Source organism: Pseudomonas sp. 1L-C-7-B-C1 (assembly GCF_057291635.1).
Map to the genome: position 1 here is coordinate 534,306 of NZ_JBXAWH010000001.1, position 23,830 is coordinate 558,135.

Here is a 23,830-nt window from a genome sequence, read left to right on the forward strand (position 1 = left end):
CTGAGCCCTCGGCCTATTTCCAGCGATCCGCAGCCTTGTGATCGCTGTCGCGCCCCTCAACCCAGCGCGGCCCTTCTGAAGTGTTTTCCTTCTTCCAGAACGGCGCGCGGGTTTTCAGGTAGTCCATGACGAAATCGCAGGCCTCGAACGCGGCCTGGCGATGGGCGCTGGCGGCCGCGACGAACACGATAGGCTCACCCGGCGCCAACTCGCCCACCCGATGAATCACTTCCAGCTTGAGTAAGGGCCAGCGCTGCTGCGCTTCATCAACGATCTTGAACAGCGCTTTCTCAGTCATGCCGGGATAGTGTTCAAGGAACATCCCCGCCACGTCACGTCCATCGTTGAAGTCCCGCACGTAGCCGACAAAGCTGACCACCGCACCCACGCCGACGTTGGCGTCGTGCATGGCGTTGACTTCAGCCCCCGGATCGAACGCATCGGGTTGCACTCGCACGCTCATATCAGCCTCCGGTGACGGTCGGGAAGAACGCCACTTCATCGCCCGGCTCGACAGCCGTGTCCAGCGAGCACAGCTCTTGGTTGCGGGCACACATGATGCCTTTCTCGCTCAGCACCTCCCACACACCGCCACGCTCAAGCAGATGCTGGCGCACCGCGTCGACGGTGGCGAATGCGCCTTCGAGGTTCTCGCTCTCGGTGCCGAGGGTTTCGCGAAAACGCGCGAAATATTGGACGTGTACGTGAATGGTCATTGGGCGCTCACCTGCTCATCAGCGATGAAATGTCCGCTTTTGCCACCGAGCTTTTCAAGCAACCGGACGTGTTCGATGGTCATGCCGCGGTCCACCGCCTTGCACATGTCGTAGATGGTCAAGGCCGCGATGCTGGCGGCGGTCAACGCCTCCATTTCCACCCCGGTCTGGCCGGAGAGCTTGCAGCGGGCGACGATGTGCACGGTGTCAGGGCTTTCGGCGGTGAGTTCGACCTTTACGCCGGTGAGCATCAGCGGATGGCAAAGGGGAATCAGATCGCTGGTTTTTTTCGCGGCCTGAATGCCGGCGATGCGCGCGACGGCGAACACGTCGCCTTTGGGATGACCGCCCTCGACAATCATTTGCAGGGTTTCGGGCAGCATGCGCACGCGCGCTTCGGCCACGGCTTCACGGAACGTCACGTCTTTTTCAGTGACGTCGACCATGTGGGCGCGACCTTGGGAATCGAGATGAGTGAGCACGGGATGACTCCTGAACAGGAGCGGGGATTGTAGGGAGTTAGGGCTAGAAGCCACAAGCTGCAAGCTGCAAGCTGCAAGCTACAAGCTAACGACCCTGAGCGGACGTCGGCTTGCAGCTTGAGGCTAGAGGCTTGAAGCTGCTGCCACGTTACAAATGGCTCTCCGCATATTCGGCCAGGATCGAACGTGGAACACCTTGCAGACTGATGTGCACGCCGTTGGGGAAGTCCTTGAAACGCTCCGTCAGGTAAGTCAGCCCCGAGCTGGTGGCCGACAGATAAGGCGTGTCGATCTGCGCCAGGTTACCCAGGCAGACCACCTTGGAACCAGCGCCTGCGCGGGTAATGATGGTTTTCATCTGGTGCGGCGTGAGGTTCTGGCATTCATCGATCAGGATCAGGCTCTGCTGGAAGCTTCGACCGCGAATGTAGTTGAGGGATTTAAACTGCAGCGGCACCTTGCTGAGGATGTAATCGACACTGCCATGGGTGTTTTCGTCATCCATGTGCAACGCTTCGAGGTTGTCGGTGATCGCGCCAAGCCATGGCTCCATCTTTTCCGCTTCGGTCCCGGGCAGAAAGCCAATCTCCTGGTCGAGCCCCTGCACGCTTCGGGTGGCAATGATGCGGCGGTAGCGCTTGCTGACCATGGTCTGCTCGATGGCCGCGGCCAAGGCGAGAATGGTTTTGCCCGAACCTGCAGCGCCGGACAGGTTGACCAGATGAATATCCGGATCGAGCAGCGCGAACAGCGCCAGCCCTTGATAAATGTCGCGCGGTTTCAGCCCCCACGCTTCCTGGTGCAGCAGCGGCTCTTGATGCATGTCCAGCAACAGCAGCTCGTCAGGCTTGACGCCTTTGACCCAACCGACGAAGCCTTGCTCATCAATGATGAACTCGTTGATGTGCACAGACGGAATCTGCTCGATCATCTGCACTTTGTGCCAGGTACGGCCGTGATCCTGACGGGTATCGACTTTGCTCACCCGGTCCCAGAAAGAGCCGGTCATGTTGTGATAACCGCGGGACAGCATCGACACGTCGTCAACCAGTTGGTCGGTGCTGTAATCCTCGGCCTCGATGCCGCAGGCCCGCGCCTTGAGGCGCATGTTGATGTCTTTGGTGACCAGTACGATGCGCGTGTCCTTTTTCCGCGCATGCAGATCGATCAGCTGATTGATGATGATGTTGTCATTGAGGTTGTCAGGCAGGACCCGGTTGGGCTCTTGCCGCTTGTTCATGAGGATGGACAGATAACCCTTGAAAACGCCTGTACCGCGATCGATCGGTACGCCTTTTTCGACCTCCTCCGGGGTCGCTTCGCCGAGTGTCTTGTCAATCAACCGGATCGCCTGCCGACATTCAGCAGCCACCGAGTGCTTGCCCGCCTTGAGCTTGTCCAGTTCTTCCAGGACGGTCATGGGAAGTGCAACGTGATGTTCTTCGAAATTCAGAAGCGCGTTTGGATCATGGATCAATACGTTGGTATCGAGCACGTAGAGGATTGGCTGGTTAGAGGAAGGGGTGCGTCCGTGGTCATCCATACTCGCTCACCTTTGTAGTAGCCAAGTGACGCACCACACAGCGATGCTGCGCCACGAAAAGGCCGCCGAGGCTTTCCCCTTGAGGCAGGAGAAAATTGCGCAAAGTGGGGTCTGGGATGACGCCACCTGTGTTGCAGGGTTCGGCGGTCTGTTGTCGTAATACCGCAAAACCGATGACATAAAAACGCGTTTCGGCGCTTTTTGAGGTTTATTTCTCAAGGGGCACATTAGGCCTTGGCGGATGGGTCAGCCGCGTTTAAAGTCGGAAGTCCAGTCCGGGACAAATCCTCAGAAATTTCCCACCTCCACCCCTCGTCATTCCCCTTCTTTCACTGGCGGCACTGCCTGCTCAACCGCTGCACCCGGCTGCTCGACAGGCTCTTCTGCGGCGTCATCGTCTGGCGTGTCATCCTCCTCATCCGGCCCATCTACTTCGTCGGCCAACTGCTGCGGATAGATATGGCAGTCTTCCCACATCACGCCGCTTTGCGCGGTATTGGCCATCAGCCACGGCACCGCCTGCTGCGCCTTGTCCGTGCTGTCATGGAACACCACGTTCCCGCGCCGCCACAACAGCATCAGCGTTAGCACCCGATTGGCAGCCTGCTCGGCGCTGATGCGTCCGGTGCTGTCCTGGGAATCGATGTTCCACAGCGAAACACGCAGCTGCTGATCCCGGAAGAACGGCGCGCTGTCGGCACGACGATGGCCGTAAGGCGGGCGAAACAGCGGCACGAAATTGTCCGGCAGCACCTGCTGAACCAGCGCGGCCGTACGCTCGATGGAGTCTTGCCAGTCGCGCCAGTGGGCATGGGACCTGAACTCCCAGCCTTGCAAGCCGACGCATTGCTGCCGGTAGACGTTTTGCAGCGCCTGAGCCGAGGTGCTGTCCAGACGACTCTGCAGGCTTTTGCCCAGAACAAAGAAGGTCGCGGTGATTTTCTGCTGGCGCATGAAATCAGCCAGCCAGTCGGTGGCGCCATCGGCGACGGTCGGACCACTCTCGAAATTGAGCAGGAAGGTCCGGTCCGGCATTTCCTCGCCGCTGAGCTCGTCGGAGTTGTAGCGCTCGATCTCGCTGCTGGTCTGCGGGAACAAGGCGGCCATGCGCAACAGTTCGTTGAGATAACGCTGGTTGAAGGCATCGGCCGGCGCTGCCCACTGCGCATAGAAGGAATCATCGGCCACTTTGTACTCGGCGGCGCGCTGGCGCAGCATCGGCACGTCATCAACCAGTACACAGAAGGACGCGTCGGCTCCGCAGGTTTTTTCAGCGAATGTCCAGTTCTCGAACAGGCGCGTCCATAAGCGTGTGCGGATCAGGTTCACCGTCGGCAGGTTGATCTGGCGCAGACCCAGGCGCGCACTCAGCTGGGCGTCGCTGAGGTTTTCGCTCTCCAGCAGCTGATGGGCGAAGCTGAGAATTTGCGCGCGCGAAGCGACGTCGAACAGCTGCGGCGTTTCCAGTGCCTCCGGCCAGACTGCGCGGTCCAGCGTCGCAATTTCGCCCGTGGCCGCCTGTGCGTTGAGCCCCAATAAACAGGCTCCAATCAATACCAGCATGCGCAACACGACGTGCTCCCAATCCTTGATAACGAGGCCGAAAACCGGCGAGGCACTATAGCGGATTTGCCTCAGACCAGAATGCCGGATTCCGGCACCGCTTCCGTAGGATGGCGCCTATCGACACCATAGCTGGAGTGATACGCACGCAACCCCTAGAATCGCCCGACGATCAAAGGAGCCCTGCCCATGCTGATGGTGATTTCCCCAGCCAAAACCCTCGACTTCGACACGCCGCCCACCACCAAACGCTACACCCAGCCTCAATTTCTGGATCACTCCCAGGAGCTCATCAGCCAATTGCGTGACCTGACGCCAGCACAGATCGGTGAGCTGATGCACCTGTCCGACAAGCTCTCCGGCTTGAACGCCGCCCGCTTCGGCAGCTGGAATCCGGCGTTTACGCCTGAAAACGCCAAACAGGCACTGCTGGCCTTCAAGGGCGACGTGTACACCGGTCTCGACGCCGACACCCTGAGCGCAGCTGATCTCACTTACGCCCAGAAGCACCTGCGTATGTTGTCAGGGCTCTATGGATTGCTGCGTCCTCTGGACCTGATGCAACCGTATCGTCTGGAAATGGGTACAAAGCTGGCGAACGCAAGGGGCAAGGATCTTTACGCATTCTGGGGCGACCGCATCAGCGAATGGCTCAACGAGGCGCTAAAAGAACAAGGCGACGACGTGCTGCTCAACCTGGCGTCGAACGAATACTTTTCAGCGGTCAAGCGTCCGGCACTCAATGCCCGCGTCATTGAAACCGAGTTCCGCGACCAGAAAAACGGTCAGTACAAGATCATCAGCTTCTACGCCAAGAAAGCCCGGGGCATGATGGCTCGCTTCGTGATTTCCGAGCGCATCAGCAAGCCCAAAGACCTGACGCAGTTCGATGCCCACGGCTATCGCTACAGCAAAGAGCAGTCCTCTCCGGACAAGCTTATTTTCCTGCGGGATGAGCAAGACGCCTGAGCGGCACCGCCCCGAACGTTCGCCCGTCAGCGTCGCCCGTCTCCACTTCATGACGGGCGACGCGACGGAATTCAATCCCTACTTCGGTGCACTTCCCAAGACACAAGTGTCACCATTTTAGTATGCATGCCGTGATCCCATCATTCGAATGCGTCCATCCATCCAACCGGAAGCAAAGAAAAACAGTGACGTCTTTCGCAAATTCCCACACTAACTTAGTTCATAACCTACAGTTTGCGCGGACGAACGGTAGTGCTGCCGACTAATTGGCGCCAACTAAAAGTCAAAATCTAACGCGTTCTTTTTTTCTCAAAAATTTAACAACTTTTTTTGCAGATTTTCGCCCCGCTGATTGAACGCTAGTCACTCCCAGCTTCATACCGACGAAAGCCCTGCAAACTAAGGCTCGGACCATGATCGCCAGCACGTCGGAACCTGCCCGAAACCGCTCAGTGTTACGAAAAATCTCAAAAAGAGGACGAGCGGCCCGGAACTTATGGGGAATGCCCACGCTCCTACATCCCGTAACAATTCTCGTCCCCCATGTAGGACATCTCTTACATGGCACATGGACAGATCTGGAAGTTGCTTCTCAACGAAGTTAGACCGGTGGGTCAAGTGGTACGTACAAGGAGTCACGCACCAAACTAGTTGAAGTGAATTGAGCTAGCACCATTCGGGTGCCCGCAGTCGTGAATCGGGGCTGATTCATCAGGATACGGCCAAAAGCCTTATCCTTGACCGCCTGAGCATGACGCGCAAACCATCCGCTGGAGTGCCTGCCACATCCCAGATCGGGAACCTATATAAATATGTATGGGCCACTCGACACTTTTGATCTGTAACATTCGGGTTTGCCTTTCATATAGGTAACTCACCCCTTAATTCTGCCTGTGCTTGTCACGCGACATTCATTTGCCGTGCGTACGAGTGCGCGAAAGTTGTAAGACAGTTTTTATATTCGGCCAACTAATGGCGTAAACATCGAGGAGATTACTATGCGTATCAGCATCTTTGGTTTGGGCTATGTCGGTGCAGTCTGCGCAGGCTGCCTCTCGGCGCGTGGTCATGATGTTGTTGGCGTGGACATCTCCGCCGCCAAGATCGACCTGATCAACAAAGGCAAGTCGCCAATCGTTGAGCCAGGTCTGGGCGAGTTGCTGGAAACCGGCATCAAGACCGGCAAGCTGCGCGGCACCACCGATTTCTCCGAAGCCATTCGCGACACTGACCTGTCGATGATCTGCGTCGGCACGCCAAGCAAGAAGAACGGCGATCTGGAGCTGGACTTCATTGAGTCGGTCTGCCGCGAAATCGGCTTCGTACTGCGTGACAAGAGCACCCGTCACACCATCGTCGTGCGCAGCACCGTTCTGCCGGGCACCGTCGCAAACGTTGTTATCCCTATCCTCGAAGACTGCTCGGGCAAGAAAGCCGGCGTCGACTTCGGCGTAGCGGTCAACCCTGAATTCCTGCGTGAAAGCACCGCGATCGCTGACTACGACCATCCTCCGATGACCGTTATCGGCGAATTCGACACAGCGTCCGGTGACGTTCTGCAGTCCCTGTACGAAGAACTCGACGCACCGATCATCCGCAAGGACATCGCCGTTGCCGAGATGATCAAGTACACCTGCAACGTATGGCACGCGACCAAGGTCACCTTCGCCAACGAAATCGGCAACATCGCCAAGGCAGTCGGTGTCGACGGCCGTGAAGTGATGGACGTGGTCTGCCAGGACAAGGCTCTGAACCTGTCGCAGTACTACATGCGCCCAGGCTTCGCTTTCGGCGGTTCCTGCCTGCCGAAGGACGTCCGCGCCCTGACCTACCGCGCCAGCACCCTGGACGTTGAAGCTCCCCTGCTCAACTCCCTGATGCGCAGCAACGTTTCCCAGGTTCAGAACGCTTTCGACATCGTCGCTGCCAGCGACACTCGCAAAGTGGCCCTGCTGGGTCTGAGCTTCAAGGCCGGCACCGATGACCTGCGCGAAAGCCCACTGGTCGAGCTGGCAGAAATGCTGATCGGCAAGGGCTACGACCTGAGCATCTTCGACAGCAACGTCGAATACGCTCGCGTTCACGGCGCCAACAAAGACTACATCGAGTCCAAGATCCCGCACGTTTCGTCCCTGCTGAACTCGGACTTCGACGCGGTCATCAACAACTCCGACGTGATCATCCTGGGTAACCGCGACGAGCGCTTCCGTGCACTCGCCAACAACGCGCCAGCCGGCAAGCGTGTCATTGACCTGGTGGGCTTCATGAAAGGCACCACCACCGAAAACGGTCAAATCGAAGGTATCTGCTGGTAACACACAGCGAGCTGCAAGCCACGAGCTGCAAGTTTCAGGCTTCATTCCTCCCGTCCCGGGCGTCAGCGCCTGCGACGGGAGGTTTGAAGCTTGCGGCTTGAGGTTGCAACTGACTTAGGGATACACACTATGCAAAGGCTGAAGCACGGCTTCCTCCAGGCCGCAGGTTGGCTGTTTTATCTAACTTTGCTGGCTGCCATTGCCATGGCGCTGCCTGCATCGCTGTTTGACTCGCATTCCAAAGATTTCATTTTCCTGATAGGTATCGTCGGCATCTGGCGCTACTCGATGGGCGCAACGCACTTCGTGCGCGGCATGATCTTCCTGTACATCGTCTACCCGCACCTGCGCCGTAAAGTGCGCAAGCTGGGCAAGGCAGCCGATCCGTCCCACGTGTTCCTGATGGTCACCAGCTTTCGTATCGATGCGCTGACCACCGCTCAGGTGTACAGCTCGGTGATCCGCGAAGCCATCAACTGCGGCTTCCCGACCACCATCGTGTGCTCCCTGGTGGAAATGTCCGACGAGCTGCTGGTCAAGGCACTGTGGGCCAAGTACAACCCGCCGGAGCACGTCAAGCTCGACTTCGTGCGCATCGCCGGTACCGGCAAACGTGACGGTCTGGCGTTCGGTTTCCGTGCCATCTCCCGCCACATGCCGGACGACCGCGCCGTGGTTGCGGTGATCGACGGCGACACCGTTCTGGCTGAGGGCGTGGTGCAGAAAACCGTGCCGTGGTTCCAGCTGTTCGGCAACGTCGGCGGCCTGACCACCAACGAGTTCTGTGAAGTACGTGGCGGCTACATCATGAGCGAGTGGCACAAGCTGCGTTTCGCTCAGCGCCACATCAACATGTGCTCGATGGCGCTGTCCAAGCGCGTGCTGACCATGACCGGCCGTATGTCGGTGTTCCGCGCCACCGTGGTGACGGACCCGGCCTTCATCGCCGACGTGGAAAGCGACTCGCTGCAGCACTGGCGTCTGGGTCGCTTCAAGTTTCTGACCGGTGACGACAAATCCAGCTGGTTCAGCCTGATGCGCCTGGGCTACGACACGTTCTACGTGCCGGATGCCGCGATCAACACGGTTGAGCACCCGCCGGAAAAAAGCTTCCTGAAGGCCAGCCGCAAGCTCATGTACCGCTGGTACGGCAACAACCTTCGGCAGAACTCCCGCGCGTTGGGTCTTGGCGTTGGTCGTCTCGGCGTCTTCACCAGCATCGTGCTGTTCGATCAGCGCGTGTCGATGTGGACGTCGATCCTCGGCCTGACCGTCGCCATGCTCGCGAGCCTGAAATTCGGTATCGAATACCTGCTGGCATACCTGCTGTGGATCGGCATCACCCGCCTGATCCTGACGCTCCTGCTGTCTTGCAGCGGACACAAGATCGGTCCTGCCTATCCGATGATTCTCTATTACAACCAGATCGTCGGCGCACTGATGAAGATCTACGTCTTCTTCCGTCTGGACCGACAGTCCTGGACCCGCCAGGACACAAAACTGAGCCGCGACATGGCCAGCTTCCAGGGTTGGTTCAACACCTGGTCGTCGCGGACCATGACTTTCTCGGCTGGCAGCATCTTCGTTGCCGTGCTGCTGACAATGGTCTGACCGGGCCTCTGACCGAAACAATGGATCAACTCGATTAATCAGGAATTACCACCATGAATACAGCCGTGAATGCCAATGTCGTACATGAATCCGAAGCCCAGCGTCAGCACGCACGGGTCAAGATCCCGGCCAAACTGCGACTGCTCAATGGTCAGCCGAACGCTCCGCTGGTGCGTGTCGAAGACCTTTCTGCAGGCGGTCTGAGCTTTGTTGCTCCTGCCAACCTGCGCCCAAGCGTCGGTGAGGTCATCAAGGGTCGCCTGCAGTTCCTGATCGATAACCTCGGTCTGGCAATGGACGTTGCCCTGCAGGTCCGCACGATCGATTCGAGCACCGGCCGTGTCGGCTGCCAGTTCCAGAATCTGGAAACCCAGGACATCTCGACCCTGCGTCACCTGATCACGTCGCACCTGTCGGGCGATCTCATCAGCATGGGTGAAGTGCTTGCGACCCTGCAGCGCGACAACTTCACCAAGGCACGCAAATCCAAGGACAGCGGCAGCGGCCTGAGCGCTTTCGGTCGTCTGCGCGCCGTGACCTTCAGCGTCGGTATCTTCGCCGTCGGTTTGATTGCTTTCGGCTTCGTCGCAAAATCGGTCTACGGCATGTATTTCGTCAGCCACTCCACGTCTGGCCTGGTCAGCGTGCCGAGCCTGGATGTGACCATGCCCCGCGAAGGCACCGTGACCAGCCTGGTCGCTCCGAACGGCAACGTCGCTAAAGGTGCTCCTCTGGCCACGTTCAACACCAGCATGCTGGACATGTTGAAAGGCAACCTGGACCCGGACGAAATGCAGCCGGCCAAAATCGAAGAGCTGTTCGGTCGTCAACTGGCCGGCACCATGACCAGCCCGTGCGATTGCGTCGTGGCCAAGCAACTGGTCGCCGACGGTCAGTACGCAAGCAAAGGTCAAGTGATCTTCCAGATGGTCCCGCGTAACGTCGCCGCCAATGTCGATGCTCGCTTCACCTACCGTCAGTTCGCCGATGTACAGCCGGGCGCTCGCGTGACCTTCCAGGTCGCTGGCGAAGACGGCGACCACAGCGGCAAGATCGTCAGCGCCACGGCCCTGAGCCCTGCTGACCTGTCTTCCGACATCCGCGTTCAGATCCAGCCTGACGAAGCCATCAACAGCAACCTGGCCGGTCGCCCGGTTGAAGTGGTGAGCACTCGTGGCCCGTCGCTGAACTGGCTGATCGATAAAGCCACGGCGGCAGGTTTCTAAACATGGCTAGCCCACTACGAAGCTTGTCAGCCCCTACATTGTTGAGCCTGGCGATCGCTATCGGTTTGGGCGGCTGTGCCGGCCTGCCCGATCAGCGCCTGGCAAACGAAGCCCTGAAACGCGGCGACACCGCGATGGCGGAGCAAAACTATCGGCAACTGGCGGACCTGGGCTATAGCGATGCACAGGTCGGCCTCGCGGATATCCAGGTGGGTACCCGTGATCCGGAGCTGATCAAGCAGGCCGAGGCGACGTATCGCGCTGCAGCAGCCACTTCGCCCCGGGCGCAATCGCGCCTGGGCAAGTTGCTGGCGGTCAAGCCGAACTCCACCGAAGCCGAGCAACGTGAAGCCGAGGGTCTGTTGAAGAAGGCCTTCGCCAATGGCGAAGCCGGCACGCTGATTCCCCTGGCGATGCTCTATCTGCAATACCCGCACACGTTCCCGAACGTGAACGCGCAGCAGAAGATCAACGAATGGCGCGCTGGCGGTTATCCGGAAGCGGGTCTGGCCCAGGTGCTGCTGTATCGCACCCAAGGGACCTACGACCAGCATCTGGGTGAAGTCGAAAGCATCTGCAAGCAAGCGCTGCGCACCACTGACGTTTGCTACACCGAGCTGGCGACGGTCTACCAGAAGCGCGGCGAAGCCGACAAACAGGCTGCGCTGATCGAGCAGATGCAAAGCGGCTACGCCATGGGCAGCGTGCCTGCCATGCGGGTCGACAGCGTCGCTCGCGTGCTGGCGGATTCGACCCTCGGCAAGCCGGACGAAAAGACCGCGCAATCGCTGCTGGAGAAAGTTGCCCCCGGTTACCCCGCTTCGTGGGTCAGCCTGGCGCAATTGCTGTACGACTTCCCCGAACTGGGTGACGTCAACAAGATGATGGAATACCTGGACAACGGCCGTGCCGCGGATCAACCGCGCGCCGAGCTGCTGCTGGGCAAACTGTATTACGAAGGCAAGCTGGTCTTGCCGGATGCGAAGAAAGCCGAAGAGCACCTGACCAAGGCGGCTGCGACGCAAATCTCCGCGCATTACTACCTGGGTCAGCTTTATCGTCGGGGTTATCTGGGCCATCCAGACCCGCAAAAAGCTGTTGACCAGCTGCTGACCTCCGCACGCGGTGGCCAGAACAGCGCCGACTTCGCCCTCGCGCAGTTGTTCTCGCAAGGCAAAGGTATCAAGCCTGATCCGGTCAACGCATGGGTCTTCGGCCAATTGGCACTGGCTCAAGGCACGCCGCAAGCGACGGATCTGGCGCAACAACTGAACGAACAATTGCCGCCTGAGAAGCGCGCCCAGGCGCAGAGCCTTCTCCAGCGAGAACAGCAGGTCCGCGGCACAACCGCTCAAAACGCGTTGGCCTTGCAGACACTGCAAGAAGAAAAAGACGGCGGGGACGCACCTCTATGAAGCTTAAGTTGAACCCTCTGATGGCGGCCGGATTCGGTCTGGGCTTCTCCCTGATCTGGGCCACGCCGACACTGGCGGCCCTGACCGACACTCAGAATTTCGGCATCGAAGTCAAAGCGACGGGCCAGATGGAAGACGACCGTGACCTCGGCACCCGCAGCGGTGGCGACGTCAACGGTGTCGGTCTGGATCTGCGCCCGTGGGCGTATGGCGAGTGGGGCAACTGGAGCGGTTACGCGATGGGCCAGGTCGTCACCGCGACCGACACCATTCAGACCGATCCGCTGGATCAGCAGGTCACTGACTCAAACGGTCAGAGCGCTCAGCGTTCGCGCAGCACCTCAAACAGCCGCAAGGTTGACGACAGTTACGCTGCGCTGCGTGAGTTCTGGATCGGCTATAGCGGTTTCACGCCCTACCCTGGCGAGATACTCAAAGTCGGTCGTCAGCGCCTGCGTAATGACGATGGCCAGTGGCACGACGTCAACATTGAAGCGGTGAACTGGACCTTCGACACCACCCTGCTCAAGGCAGAAGTGGGCGCCGCACAGCGTTTCAGTGAATACCGCACCGACCTGACCGAACTGTCGGCGCAGGACAAAGATCGCTCGCACCTCTATGGCGACGTGGAGTACCAATGGACGCCAGGACAATGGGCAGGCATTCGTGCTCACCACAGTCATGACGGCGGCAGCCTGAAAAGTCAGGGCGAAGCCATCGATGATCTGGACAAGACCACCCGTGGCGACCTGACCTGGCTGGGTCTGCAGGCCAATAGCGATGCGTACAACTATCGCAACCTGAACACCGTCAACTATTGGGGCAGCCTGACCTGGCTGACCGGCGATCGTGACCGCATCGGCACCACTTACGACCCTGTTGGCGATCAGTACGTGGCAGGTGACAAGAACAACCAAAACGTCAACGGCTGGGCGACCGACCTGGGCTTGCGTTTCCGTCTGGACCCGATGTGGCAGGTAGGCGGCGCCTACTCCCGCGCCAGCAAGAACTACGAGCAGAACGGGCTTGAAAGCAACCGCTCCAACTGGACCGGTACCCGCTCGCGCGTGCATCGCTTCGGCGAAGCGTTCCAGGGCGAAATGGCCAACGTAGAGTCCGGCTCGCTGTTCGCCTCCTGGCAGATGCAGGACGAATACGACGCCTCGCTGATCTACCACAAGTTCCGTCGCGTTGACGGCCACTCGGGTATCGGCGGCGCGGGCGTGAACCCTGCTCAGGAAAATGTCGACTCCGATGGCGTCAGTACTTTTGCTTCATTGCCGCTGGAAGACGGTCGCAAGGACCTGGGCCAGGAAATGGACCTTGTCGTCACCAAGTACTTCAAGCAAGGCCTGCTGCCGGCTGCCGTAAGCCAGTCGTTCGACGAACCGTCGGCGCTGATTCGTCTGCGCGCAGGCGTGTTCAAACCGGGCGATGCGTATCACAGCGGTGTAGACGATTACATGCACCGCGCCATCGTCGACGTCATCTGGCGCTTCTGATGCAAGCCGCGATAGGAGTGCAATGAGATGAACAGTCAAGCAAGCAGATTGCGTCACCGGGCATGGCCGCATGCCCTGCTGGAAAGCGCTGTGCTGAGCAGCGCCTTGCTGCTCGCCAGCACGGCGGTCATGGCCAACAGCCCGTTGCCGGTTCCCGCTCCTGCGGCGCATCCGGCCGACAACAAGGTTGAAGTGGTCAAAGGCCTGCATCAGGCAAAGACCTACAGCATCACCAGCCCGCCCATCGAGCCGCTGTTGATGGACAAGCCAAAACTGCCTGACCTCTCGGGTTACACCCAGCAGGCCATGCAGAAGAAGATCGTGCGCAGCAAGCCGGGCAAGGTTGCGATCAAACGCATGATGCAGGAAGACTCGCTGAAGGAATTCATCGGCGGTGACAACAAGATGGCTGAATGGGTAGCCCGTCAGCACGGCATCCCACAGGCCATCTTCATCGAAGACGGCTACATGACGTTGCAGGACCTCGCGAAAAAGGTGCCTAAACAGTACCTGAGCGAAACCTCGCCGGGCGTCTACCTGGCACGTCTGCCGATCGTCGTCGGCAAAAACGGCATCTTCGAAGTCGACAAGAAAACCACCGAGCTGCGCCTGTCTCAGGACGCCGGTGCGTTCCTGGTCAACGACAACCTGCTGTTCATGTCGGACACCAAGCTGACCGGCTGGAGCGAAAAAGCCAACGGCCCGTCGACGTATAAAGCGCCGAAGGAATTCCGTCCGTTTCTGCTGTCCTGGGGCGGCACCCAGACCTACATGTTCAACACCAAAGTGGCGAGCCTGGGTTACAACAACAGCAAGTCGTACGGCATCAGTATTTCCCAGTACACGCCGAACATGAAGGCTCAGATGAACCGCGCCGAGCCAACCGGCTGGATCGTGAATTCTGAATTCTCTGACATGTGGTACGGCTTCTACTGCTATGAAACCCGCGACTTCGTGGTCAAGGGCAGCACCTACCACGACAACATCATTTATGGCATCGACCCCCATGACCGTTCCCACGGTCTGATCATTGCCGAAAACACGGTGTACGGGACCAAGAAGAAGCACGGGATCATCGTCTCCCGTGAGGTGAACGACAGCTTCATCATCAACAACAAAACCTACGACAACCACCTGTCCGGCATCGTCCTTGACCGTAACAGCGTGAACAATCTGGTGGCATACAACGAGATTTACCGCAACCACACCGACGGCATCACCCTGTATGAAAGTGCCGACAACCTGCTGTGGGGCAATCGTGTGTTCGCCAACAAGCGTCACGGCATCCGGGTTCGCAACAGCACCAACATCAAGCTGTACGACAACCTGGCCATCGGTAACGGGTTGATGGGCGTCTACGGCCACATCAAGGACCTGTCGGACACTGACCGCGACATCAAGCTCGACCCGTTCGATGCTGAAGTCTCGCTGGTCCTCGTCGGTGGCGAACTGACCTCCAACGGTTCAGGCCCCCTGTCCATCGACTCGCCTCTGAGTGTCGAGCTGTACAAGGTCTCGATGCTTGCACCGACCAAATCCAGCGGGATCAGCTTCAACGGTGTACTGGGCGAACGTCAGGACGAAATCCTCGATCTGCTGGTGCGCCAACAGAAAGCCGTGTTGATCGACCCGGTCGAAAGCCAGAAACAACTCCGGGACTGAGGAAGATATTTCTATGCACGCACATTTGATCAAACTGCTCAGCCTCTCGGGCCTGACCGCTGCACTGTTCGCCGCCAGCAATGGCGCGTATGCAGCGGACACCACTGCCCCGAGCTTCACGGCCGAGCCTTGCTGCAGCCTGTGCCCTGAGGCACATGACGAGAAGAACTACGTCAGCCGTTATCAGCAAAACTTCACCACCCTGGTCCAGGCGCAGGGCGATTGGCTGTTCCGGACCCGTGAAGATCTGCGCACCGAATTCGACACCACGCCTGAAGGCTATCGCCGTATGCAAATGCTGCACGATGCCTTCAAGAGCAAGGGTGTAGAGCTGGTGGTCGTGTATCAGCCTACCCGCGGGCTGGTTGATCGCAACAAGCTGTTCCCGGCTGAACGTGACAAGTTCGACTACAACACTGCGCTGCGCAACTACCAGGCCATGCTCGGCCGTTTTGCAAAAATGGGCTACACCGTGCCGGACCTGTCGCCGTTGACCAACGAGCAACAGGCCCACGATTTCTACTTCCGCGGAGACCAGCACTGGACGCCGTATGGCGCTCAGCGCACAGCAAAAATCGTCGCTGACTCCGTGAAGAAGATGCAGGCTTTTGCAGGCGTTCCGCGCCGGGAATTCGAGACCCACCTGTCAGGTCGCATGGGCAAGAAGGGCACTCTTCACAATATGGCCGGTCAATTGTGCGGCACGAGCTATGCCATCCAGTACATGGACCAGTTCGAGACGGAACCCAAAGGCGAAGCCGCCGACGGCGACCTGTTTGGTGACTCCGGCAACCCGGAAATCACGCTGGTCGGTACCAGTCACAGCGGGAAGAACTACAACTTCTCCGGCTTTTTGCAGGAATACATTGGTGCTGATGTGCTGAACGTCGCCTTCCCGGGCGGCGGCCTTGAAGGTTCGATGCTGCAGTACCTGGGCAGCGAAGACTTCCAGAAACACCCACCGAAGATTCTCATCTGGGAATTCTCGCCGCTTTACCGCCTGGACCAGGAGACCATCTATCGCCAGATGATGTCGCTGCTGGACAACGGCTGTGAAGGCAAACCGGCGGTCATGAGCGCCAGCACCACCCTTAAACCAGGGATCAACGAGTTGCTGGTCAACGGCAAAAACGGCATCAAGGATGTGCGCAACGGCAGTAATCAGATCGACATCAAGTTCGCCGACAACTCAGTGAAAACCCTTCAGGCGCGCCTCTGGTACATGAACGGTCGCCACGAAGACTTGAAGATCGAAAAACCTGAAACATCTGAAACCGACGGGCGCTTCTCCTTCGAACTGCGCGACGACAAGGACTGGGCTGACCAGCAATTGCTCGCACTGGAAGTGCAGGGTCCCGAAGCGGGCACTGCGCCACAGCAGGTCGAAGCGAAAGTATGCAAACGCAACGTGTTCCCGAATGTCGCGCATCAAACCGCGCAAGCCGGGTTATGAGGCTCTTATGCACACTCCAAAACTGATGCTCCCTACCCTTCTGTCGCTGGCGATGATGTCTTCGGCGCTGTTCGCCACAGGCGCCAGCGCTGCATCGACACTCGTGCCGCCGCAGGGCTACTACGAAGGTGTCGAGAAATTTAAGACGGGCCAGGGCAAGTTCAGCTGTGACTCGATCCCGCAACCCTACACCGGCCCGCTGCAGTTTCGCAGCAAATACGAAGGCTCGGACAAGGCCCGCGCCACGCTGAACATGGTTTCGGACCAGGCATTCCGTGATGCGACCAAAGACATCACGAGCATGGAGCGCGCCACCAGCAAAGTGGTGATGCAGTACATGCGCGACGGTCGTCCGGAGCAGCTCGATTGCGCGCTCAACATGCTGACCACCTGGGCCAAGGCCGATGCGCTGGAATCCACCGACTTCAACCACACCGGCAAGTCGATGCGCAAATGGGCACTGGGCAGCATGTCGTCCGCTTACCTGCGCCTGAAGTTCTCCGAATCGCATCCTCTGGCCACCCGCCAGCAGGAAGCGCAGGTGATCGAAGCCTGGTTCAGCAAACTGGCGGATCACGTCGTCAGCGACTGGAACGATCTGCCGCTCGACAAGACTAACAACCACTCGTACTGGGCGGCCTGGGCCGTAATGTCCACGGCAGTCGCGACCAATCGCCAGGACCTGTTCGATTGGGCGGTGAAGGAATTCAAGATCGGCGCCAATCAGGTCGATCCGCAAGGGTTTCTGCCGAACGAACTCAAGCGCAAACAGCGTGCGCTGGCGTACCACAACTACGCACTTCCGCCTCTGGCCATGATCGCGAGTTTCGCCCAGGCCAACGGTGTCGATCTGCGTCAGGAAAACAACGGCGCCCTCAAGCGTCTGGGTGATCGCGTGCTGGCTGGCGTGAAGAACTCAGGCAGTGAATTCGCAGCCCGCGATGGCGAAAAGCAGGACATGACGGACCTGAAAACCGACATGAAATTCGCCTGGCTTGAACCGTACTGCTCGCTGTACGACTGCGGCCCGGATGTCCTTGAGCAGAAACACAAGATGCAACCGTTCAAGAACTTCCGCCTCGGCGGCGACCTGACCCGCACTTATGACCCAACGCACGACAAGGGTGATAAGGGCGGTTCTTGAGAGCAGAGATTCCGGCCGGGTTTGCCATGGCGTGATCCACAGCAAACCCACTGTAGGAGTGAGCTTGCTCGCGATAGCGGTTTATCAGTCAGAGCGGCACCAACCGGACTGACGTATCGCGAGCAAGCTCACTCCTGCAAAGAGTCGGCAGATGCATGTTTCACCCCTCCATTTTTCGTGGGGGGTTTGGGGGGGCTTCGGCCCTTGATGTTGGACAAATGGAGAGATAAAGGATGGTTTTCTCATCCAACGTGTTCCTGTTCCTGTTCTTGCCGGTGTTTCTCGGCTTGTACTACCTGAGCGGGCAACGCTATCGCAACCTGCTGCTGCTGGTCGCCAGCTACGTGTTCTACGCGTGGTGGCGAGTGGATTTCCTGGCACTGTTCGCAGGTGTGACGCTGTGGAACTACTGGATCGGCCTGCGCGTAGGCGCCGCCGGGGTCAGAACCAAACCCGCACAGCGCTGGCTGCTGCTCGGCGTGGTGGTCGACCTGGGCATCCTTGGCTACTTCAAGTACGCCAACTTCGGCGTGGACAGCATCAACGCAATGATGACGTCGATCGGCCTTGAGCCGTTCATCCTCACCCACGTGCTGCTGCCAATCGGGATCTCGTTCTACATCTTCGAGTCCATCAGCTACATCATCGACGTATACCGTGGCGACACGCCGGCAACGCGCAACCTCATCGACTTTGCAGCGTTCGTGGCGATCTTCCCGCACCTGATTGCAGGGCCGGTACTGCGCTTCCGCGACCTGGTCGATCAATTCAACAACCGCACGCACACCCTCGACAAGTTCTCCGAAGGCTGCACGCGGTTCATGCAGGGTTTCATCAAGAAAGTCTTCATTGCCGACACGCTGGCAGTGGTCGCCGATCATTGCTTCGCCCTGCAGAATCCGACGACGGGTGACGCATGGCTTGGCGCGCTGGCGTACACCGCTCAGTTGTACTTCGACTTCTCCGGCTACAGCGACATGGCCATCGGCCTGGGTCTGATGATGGGTTTCCGCTTCATGGAAAACTTCAAACAGCCTTACATCAGTCAGTCGATCACCGAGTTCTGGCGTCGCTGGCACATCAGCCTGTCGACCTGGCTGCGTGACTATCTGTACATCACGCTGGGCGGCAACCGTGGCGGCAAGGTCGCGACCTACCGCAACCTGTTCCTGACCATGTTGCTGGGCGGTCTGTGGCACGGCGCCAACATCACTTACATCGTCTGGGGTGCCTGGCACGGTGTGTGGCTGGCGATCGAGAAGGCCATCGGCCTGAACACGGCACCGCGCACGTTCAACGTCGTTCGCTGGGCGTTCACCTTCCTGCTGGTGGTCATGGGCTGGGTCATCTTCCGCTCGGAAAACCTGCATGTTGCCGCCCGTATGTATGGCGCCATGTTCAGCTTCGGCGATCTCGGTCTGTCGGAACTCAACCGCGCCAGCCTCACCGGCCTGCAAGTGGCAACCCTGGTGGTGGCGTACATCACTCTTGCCTTCTTCGGCCTGCGTGACTTCTACCGCAACCGCGCGCCAGCCAAACCGACTGACAAAGCCGTGCAGGCCGATGGCCCTGCCGCTGCCGAGCCAGGCCTGATCAAGGCCGTGCCGGGCGACAAGCCAGGCAGCATTCATCAACCGGGTTACATCGTCGGCACCGAAGCGCAGGTTCAGCCTGCCTACTGGACCGTCGACTGGTCGCGCTATGTCATGCGCGCCCTGATCCTGCTGATGTTCGTTGCATCGATCCTGAAACTCTCGGCGGCCAGTTTCTCGCCGTTCCTTTACTTCCAGTTCTGAGGAGCCTGACATGACCCGTTCATTACGTTTCCTCTACATCTTCCTGTTCCTGGCGATTCTGCTGGTGCTGGGCCTGTGGTCGCTGCGCAGCTTCATCGGTTTCTCGACGTCGAAAGAAACCACCGTGCTCAATGGCCACTGGACCAAAGCGGTGGAGACCCACTACGACGAAGAATTCCCGATCAAGCGCCTGGGCACCAACCTCTGGGCGGCGCTGGACTACAAGGTGTTCAACGAAGGTCGTCCGGGCGTGATCCTGGGCAAAGACCAGTGGCTGTACACCGACGAAGAGTTCGACGCCGTTGCCAACAGCGAGCAGAACGAAGCCGACAACCTGGCGATCATTCAAGGCGTGCGTGACACCCTGAAAAAGCAAGGCACGCAATTGGTACTGGCGATTATCCCGGCCAAGACCCGTCTGTACCCGGAGCACGTCGGTGACAACAAACCGGCCACGCTGCACACCGATCTGTATCAGCAGTTCCACGCCCAGGTGAATCAGGCTGGCATCCTCGCCCCTGATCTGCTGACGCCGCTGCAAGGCGCCAAGGAGAAGGGCCAGGTATTCCTGCGCACCGACACTCACTGGACGCCAATGGGCGCCGAAATTGTCGCCCAGCAGTTGGGTGACGTGATCAGCAAGCAAGCGCCGCTGAACGTTGAACCGCAGAACTTCGTCACCGAAGCCAAGTCGACCGAACCCTACAAGGGCGATCTGACCAACTTCCTGCCGCTGGACCCGCTGTTCACCAACCTGCTGCCCAAGCCGGATGACCTGCAACAGCGCAGCACCAACCCGGCCCAGGCTGACGCTGAAAGCGGTGATGCCCTGTTCGCAGACAATTCGGTTGCGGTGGGTCTGGTCGGCACCAGCTACAGCGCCAACCCCAACTGGAACTTCGCCGGTGCGCTCAAACAGGCCCTGCACGCAGACGTGGTGAATTACGCCGAAGACGGCCATGGCCCGATCCTGCCGATGCTCAAGTATCTGCAGACCGACGCCTTCAAGAGCAGCCCGCCTCAGGTGCTGATCTGGGAATTCCCGGAGCGCTACCTGCCCGCTCACAACGACCTGACCGAGTTCGACCCGCAGTGGATCGCTGAACTCAAAAAGGTCCGTGACCCCCAACAGAATCTGGCGGACAACGCCAACAACTCCAAGTCGCCCACCCGGGCGCAAAACTGAGAGGACTCTTTGACTATGACTTCGCAGAACCCAATGCCAGTTCGTTCGAGCAAGACCAACCTGCTGAAAACCTGCGTGCTGGCCGCGAGCCTGGGCTTCGTCTCCCTTTCCGCATTCGCCGGTGGCGACGCCGCACTGTATGGCCCGACCGCACCAAAAGGCTCGACCTTCGTGCGTGTTTACAACGCCAGCAGCAGCGAAATCTCCGCCAGCGTCGGCAACACCAGCCTCAACGAAATCGGCCCATTGGCCAGCAGTGACTTCGGCTTCATGCCACAGGGCGACTACACCGCCAAGGTCGGCAGCCAGTCGCTGCCGGTGAAACTGGCCAGCGATCACTACTACACCATCGTCAACAACACCTCGGGCGCACCGCAGCTGGTAGATGAGCCGCCGTTCAAGAACAAGCAGAAGTCACTGGTTCGTGTACAGAACCTGAGCGACAAGGCGCTGACCCTGAAAACGGCTGATGGCAAGACCGACGTGGTCAAGGCTGTGTCTGCCAAGGGCACCGGCGAGCGTGAAATCAACCCGGTCAAAGTCAGCTTTGCGCTGTTTGACGGCGACAAGAAAGTCGCCGACCTGAAGCCGGTTGCACTGGAGCGCGGTGAAGCTGCCGTTCTGTACGTCACTGGCAGCGGCAGCAGCCTGTCGCCAGTCTGGGTCAAGCGTCCGACGGGCACTCAGTAACACACAGTTGAATCTGGCCGAGAGGCCTCAGGCGCGCGCTTGATCGCAAGCGCGCTGCCACGGATTTACGGGATTAAGCGTTCGGCGTCAGGCACTGCGGAGCAAGCAGACAGCCAGGAGGACGCCGGGCGATGCAAGACAAAAACCAGAAAGACCGAAAAGACCTACAGCCCATTCGAACGATTTTTGCTTAACGGAGAAACAAAATGATTCCAGTGATCTTGTCAGGTGGTAGCGGTTCCCGACTCTGGCCTCTTTCGCGTAAACAGTTTCCAAAACAGTTCCTGGCGCTGACCGGCGAACACACCCTGTTCCAACAGACCGTCGAGCGTCTGCAGTTTGACGGCATGCAGCACCCGGTTGTGGTGTGCAACAAAGACCACCGCTTCATCGTCACCGAGCAGCTCGGTGCATTGGGTCTGGAAACTCAGGCCGTGATCATGGAACCGTTTGGTCGCAACACCGCGCCTGCTGTCGCCATCGCCGCGATGATGCTGGCCAATGAAGGTCGCGACGAGCTGATGCTGGTACTGCCAGCCGACCACGTGATCGACGATCAGAAAGCCCTGCAACGCGCACTGGCCCTGGCCACCGTCGCTGCAGAACGCGGCGAAATGGTGCTGTTCGGTATTCCGGCGACCAAGCCTGAAACCGGCTACGGCTACATCAAGTCCACCGCCGATGCCCTGCTGCCTGAAGGCGTCAGCCGCGTGCAACAGTTCGTTGAAAAGCCTGATGAACAACGCGCCCAGGAATTCGTCCAGGCCGGCGGTTACTACTGGAACAGCGGCATGTTCCTGTTCCGCGCCAGCCGTTATCTGGAAGAGCTGAAAAAGCACGATCCGGACATCTACGACAACTGCCTGCTGACCCTTGAGCGCAGCAAACACGAAGGCGACAGCATCTCCCTGGACGAGGCAAGCTTTGCCTGCTGCCCGGACAACTCCATCGACTACGCCGTCATGGAAAAAACCCAGCGCGCGTGCGTCGTACCGCTTGATGCGGGCTGGAGCGATGTCGGCTGCTGGTCGTCCCTGTGGGACGTGCACGCCAAAGACGAGAACGGCAACGTTGCCAAAGGCGATGTCGTTATTCAGGACAGCCGCAACTGCATGATCCAGGGCAACGGCAAACTGGTGACCGTGATCGGCCTGGACAACATCGTTGTCGTCGAAACCAAAGACGCCATGATGATCGTGCACAAAGACAAGGTTCAGGGCGTCAAGCAACTGGTCAACACGCTGAACGAGCAAGGCCGCAGCGAAACCCAGAACCACCTCGAAGTCTATCGCCCGTGGGGCTCGTACGACTCCGTGGACATGGGCGGCCGTTTCCAGGTCAAGCGCATCTCCGTCAAGCCGGGCGCCAGCCTTTCGCTGCAGATGCACCACCACCGCGCTGAACACTGGATTGTTGTATCGGGTACCGCTCAGGTCACCTGCGACGACAACGTGTTCCTGCTGACCGAGAACCAGTCGACCTACATCCCGATCGCCTCGGTCCACCGTCTGCGCAACCCAGGCAAGATCCCGTTGGAAATCATCGAAGTCCAGTCGGGCAGCTATTTGGGCGAAGACGACATCGAACGTTTCGAAGACGTCTACGGCCGCTCCACCCCAGGCATCGAAGCCGGCGTGAAGACCCAGACAATCGCGCGTTAATACCGCTTCACCTAGTAGTACTAGCCCCCGTCAATCCTCTGCGTATTCCCCATCCGCAGAGGGTTTTCGGGGGCTTTTTTGTGCAGACCGAGAAGGCGGACGCGCAAGGATGAACGTTCGCTGTGCGCATATGACAGGATTCTTCCAGCAGCTTGTATATTCATCGCGAAATGGTATTGAGCACTGTCATTTATGACAGTACACACAATCGCTCCGATGTTTTAACTTAGAAGCGCTGAAACTAAACCTTCGCTATCAAGGAATGATCATGATTACACGAGCTGAAGCAAAAAAACTCTATCCGGCCCCCTCGCTGCCGGACGGCAGAATAGTCTCGGGGAAGACAATAACCGTTAAATATGACTTAGGCGACTCAGGTTACGGGCTTCCATACTTAATTGAGTTCTCTCTTCTTAATCAAGACGACCTAGGGCCCTATTCTGAACAGAGACCCTTTTTCCCAAGCAAGCCTATTCAGATTGAGGTGGCTCCATTCAAATTGTTTGAGGTCGGCGATAAGGTAAGGGTGCGTGCCAGGCTCTGGTACATAGTTCAGGATCCACAAGAACCTTATATCGGCATTGTTGAAACGCCCTTCTCCCAGAGCTATGACGTAGTTGCGTGAAGAGCAGAATAACTTGTAGGCGTGCAGTAATCTGTTGACACCGGACGGCAAGCCGGCCTCTGCTAGGCCCCGTCCGCCTTTGTTCGTAGACGAAGGGATGACCGATGCTAGAAGTCCATACAGGTTGAAGTGGAAGCAGAAGAACCACCGTAGCCCAATCCCCTCCCCTTTCGGTACGATGCCACCATCTGCAATCGCGCGATCGACACGATGATTTTCGGCGCCGGACTTCTGTTCACCTGGCTGGTCCTGCTTCTGCGCTATCCCTCCA

General features: G+C 58.7%; 19 protein-coding genes. 14 read left to right on the forward strand and 5 right to left on the reverse strand.

Annotated features, from left to right (window positions below; translation table 11 throughout):
• Positions 1 to 13: 13 nt before the first annotated feature.
• The 5 genes from moaE to AC0Z8Z_RS02445 all read right to left on the reverse strand — a co-directional run bounded on the left by moaE (position 14) and on the right by AC0Z8Z_RS02445 (position 4,310).
• Positions 14 to 463 (reverse strand): molybdopterin synthase catalytic subunit MoaE, encoded by a 450-nt coding sequence (moaE, locus tag AC0Z8Z_RS02425; protein ID WP_485617706.1) that lies wholly within the window; start codon positions 461 to 463, stop codon positions 14 to 16.
• A gap of 1 nt (position 464) precedes the next feature.
• A complete protein-coding gene (locus AC0Z8Z_RS02430) occupies positions 465 to 710 on the reverse strand; it encodes a MoaD/ThiS family protein (protein WP_206079301.1) in 246 nt (81 codons plus the stop codon).
• Positions 711 to 712: 2 nt separating this feature from the next.
• The gene (moaC, locus tag AC0Z8Z_RS02435; RefSeq protein ID WP_485617707.1) at positions 713 to 1,198 is read right to left on the reverse strand and encodes a cyclic pyranopterin monophosphate synthase MoaC; all 486 of its coding nucleotides are present in this window, start codon (positions 1,196 to 1,198) and stop codon (positions 713 to 715) included.
• A 148-nt stretch (positions 1,199 to 1,346) separates the two neighbouring features.
• Positions 1,347 to 2,741, reverse strand: coding sequence for a PhoH family protein (locus AC0Z8Z_RS02440; protein WP_122535850.1), 1,395 nt, complete (start codon positions 2,739 to 2,741; stop codon positions 1,347 to 1,349).
• A gap of 315 nt (positions 2,742 to 3,056) precedes the next feature.
• Complete coding sequence (locus AC0Z8Z_RS02445; protein WP_485617828.1) at positions 3,057 to 4,310, reverse strand: polysaccharide deacetylase family protein; 1,254 nt, start codon at positions 4,308 to 4,310, stop codon at positions 3,057 to 3,059.
• Positions 4,311 to 4,493: 183 nt separating this feature from the next.
• Here AC0Z8Z_RS02445 and yaaA point away from each other — a divergent pair, with 183 nt between their 5' ends.
• The 14 genes from yaaA to AC0Z8Z_RS02515 all read left to right on the forward strand — a co-directional run bounded on the left by yaaA (position 4,494) and on the right by AC0Z8Z_RS02515 (position 23,559).
• Entirely contained in the window at positions 4,494 to 5,273 is a 780-nt protein-coding gene (yaaA, locus tag AC0Z8Z_RS02450) for a peroxide stress protein YaaA (protein WP_485617709.1), read from the forward strand.
• A 998-nt stretch (positions 5,274 to 6,271) separates the two neighbouring features.
• The gene (locus AC0Z8Z_RS02455; protein ID WP_485617710.1) at positions 6,272 to 7,588 is read left to right on the forward strand and encodes a nucleotide sugar dehydrogenase; all 1,317 of its coding nucleotides are present in this window, start codon (positions 6,272 to 6,274) and stop codon (positions 7,586 to 7,588) included.
• A 129-nt stretch (positions 7,589 to 7,717) separates the two neighbouring features.
• The gene (alg8, locus tag AC0Z8Z_RS02460) at positions 7,718 to 9,199 is read left to right on the forward strand and encodes a mannuronan synthase (RefSeq protein WP_122535846.1); all 1,482 of its coding nucleotides are present in this window, start codon (positions 7,718 to 7,720) and stop codon (positions 9,197 to 9,199) included.
• 53 nt (positions 9,200 to 9,252) lie between these two features.
• Complete coding sequence (locus tag AC0Z8Z_RS02465; RefSeq protein WP_172609647.1) at positions 9,253 to 10,425, forward strand: PilZ domain-containing protein; 1,173 nt, start codon at positions 9,253 to 9,255, stop codon at positions 10,423 to 10,425.
• 2 nt (positions 10,426 to 10,427) lie between these two features.
• Positions 10,428 to 11,840 (forward strand): alginate biosynthesis TPR repeat lipoprotein AlgK, encoded by a 1,413-nt coding sequence (gene algK / locus AC0Z8Z_RS02470; RefSeq protein WP_122535844.1) that lies wholly within the window; start codon positions 10,428 to 10,430, stop codon positions 11,838 to 11,840.
• A complete protein-coding gene (locus tag AC0Z8Z_RS02475) occupies positions 11,837 to 13,342 on the forward strand; it encodes an alginate export family protein (protein WP_172609649.1) in 1,506 nt (501 codons plus the stop codon). The genes algK and AC0Z8Z_RS02475 overlap by 4 nt, the downstream gene beginning before the upstream one ends.
• Before the next feature lie 27 nt (positions 13,343 to 13,369).
• Positions 13,370 to 15,004, forward strand: a complete 1,635-nt coding sequence (algG, locus tag AC0Z8Z_RS02480; protein ID WP_485617714.1) for a mannuronan 5-epimerase AlgG — start codon at positions 13,370 to 13,372, stop codon at positions 15,002 to 15,004.
• 13 nt (positions 15,005 to 15,017) lie between these two features.
• On the forward strand, positions 15,018 to 16,457 hold the full coding sequence (locus AC0Z8Z_RS02485; RefSeq protein ID WP_108120673.1) for an alginate O-acetyltransferase: 1,440 nt from the start codon (positions 15,018 to 15,020) through the stop codon (positions 16,455 to 16,457).
• Positions 16,458 to 16,464: 7 nt separating this feature from the next.
• Entirely contained in the window at positions 16,465 to 17,601 is a 1,137-nt protein-coding gene (locus tag AC0Z8Z_RS02490; RefSeq protein ID WP_485617715.1) for a mannuronate-specific alginate lyase, read from the forward strand.
• A 233-nt stretch (positions 17,602 to 17,834) separates the two neighbouring features.
• Positions 17,835 to 19,397, forward strand: coding sequence for an MBOAT family O-acyltransferase (locus tag AC0Z8Z_RS02495; RefSeq protein ID WP_205486772.1), 1,563 nt, complete (start codon positions 17,835 to 17,837; stop codon positions 19,395 to 19,397).
• A gap of 10 nt (positions 19,398 to 19,407) precedes the next feature.
• Positions 19,408 to 20,583 (forward strand): alginate O-acetyltransferase, encoded by a 1,176-nt coding sequence (locus AC0Z8Z_RS02500; RefSeq protein ID WP_485617716.1) that lies wholly within the window; start codon positions 19,408 to 19,410, stop codon positions 20,581 to 20,583.
• A gap of 33 nt (positions 20,584 to 20,616) precedes the next feature.
• Positions 20,617 to 21,273, forward strand: a complete 657-nt coding sequence (locus AC0Z8Z_RS02505; protein WP_485617829.1) for an alginate O-acetyltransferase AlgF — start codon at positions 20,617 to 20,619, stop codon at positions 21,271 to 21,273.
• A 206-nt stretch (positions 21,274 to 21,479) separates the two neighbouring features.
• The gene (locus AC0Z8Z_RS02510; RefSeq protein ID WP_122535838.1) at positions 21,480 to 22,934 is read left to right on the forward strand and encodes a mannose-1-phosphate guanylyltransferase/mannose-6-phosphate isomerase; all 1,455 of its coding nucleotides are present in this window, start codon (positions 21,480 to 21,482) and stop codon (positions 22,932 to 22,934) included.
• A 268-nt stretch (positions 22,935 to 23,202) separates the two neighbouring features.
• A complete protein-coding gene (locus tag AC0Z8Z_RS02515; protein ID WP_485617718.1) occupies positions 23,203 to 23,559 on the forward strand; it encodes a hypothetical protein in 357 nt (118 codons plus the stop codon).
• The last annotated feature ends 271 nt before the right edge of the window (positions 23,560 to 23,830 follow it).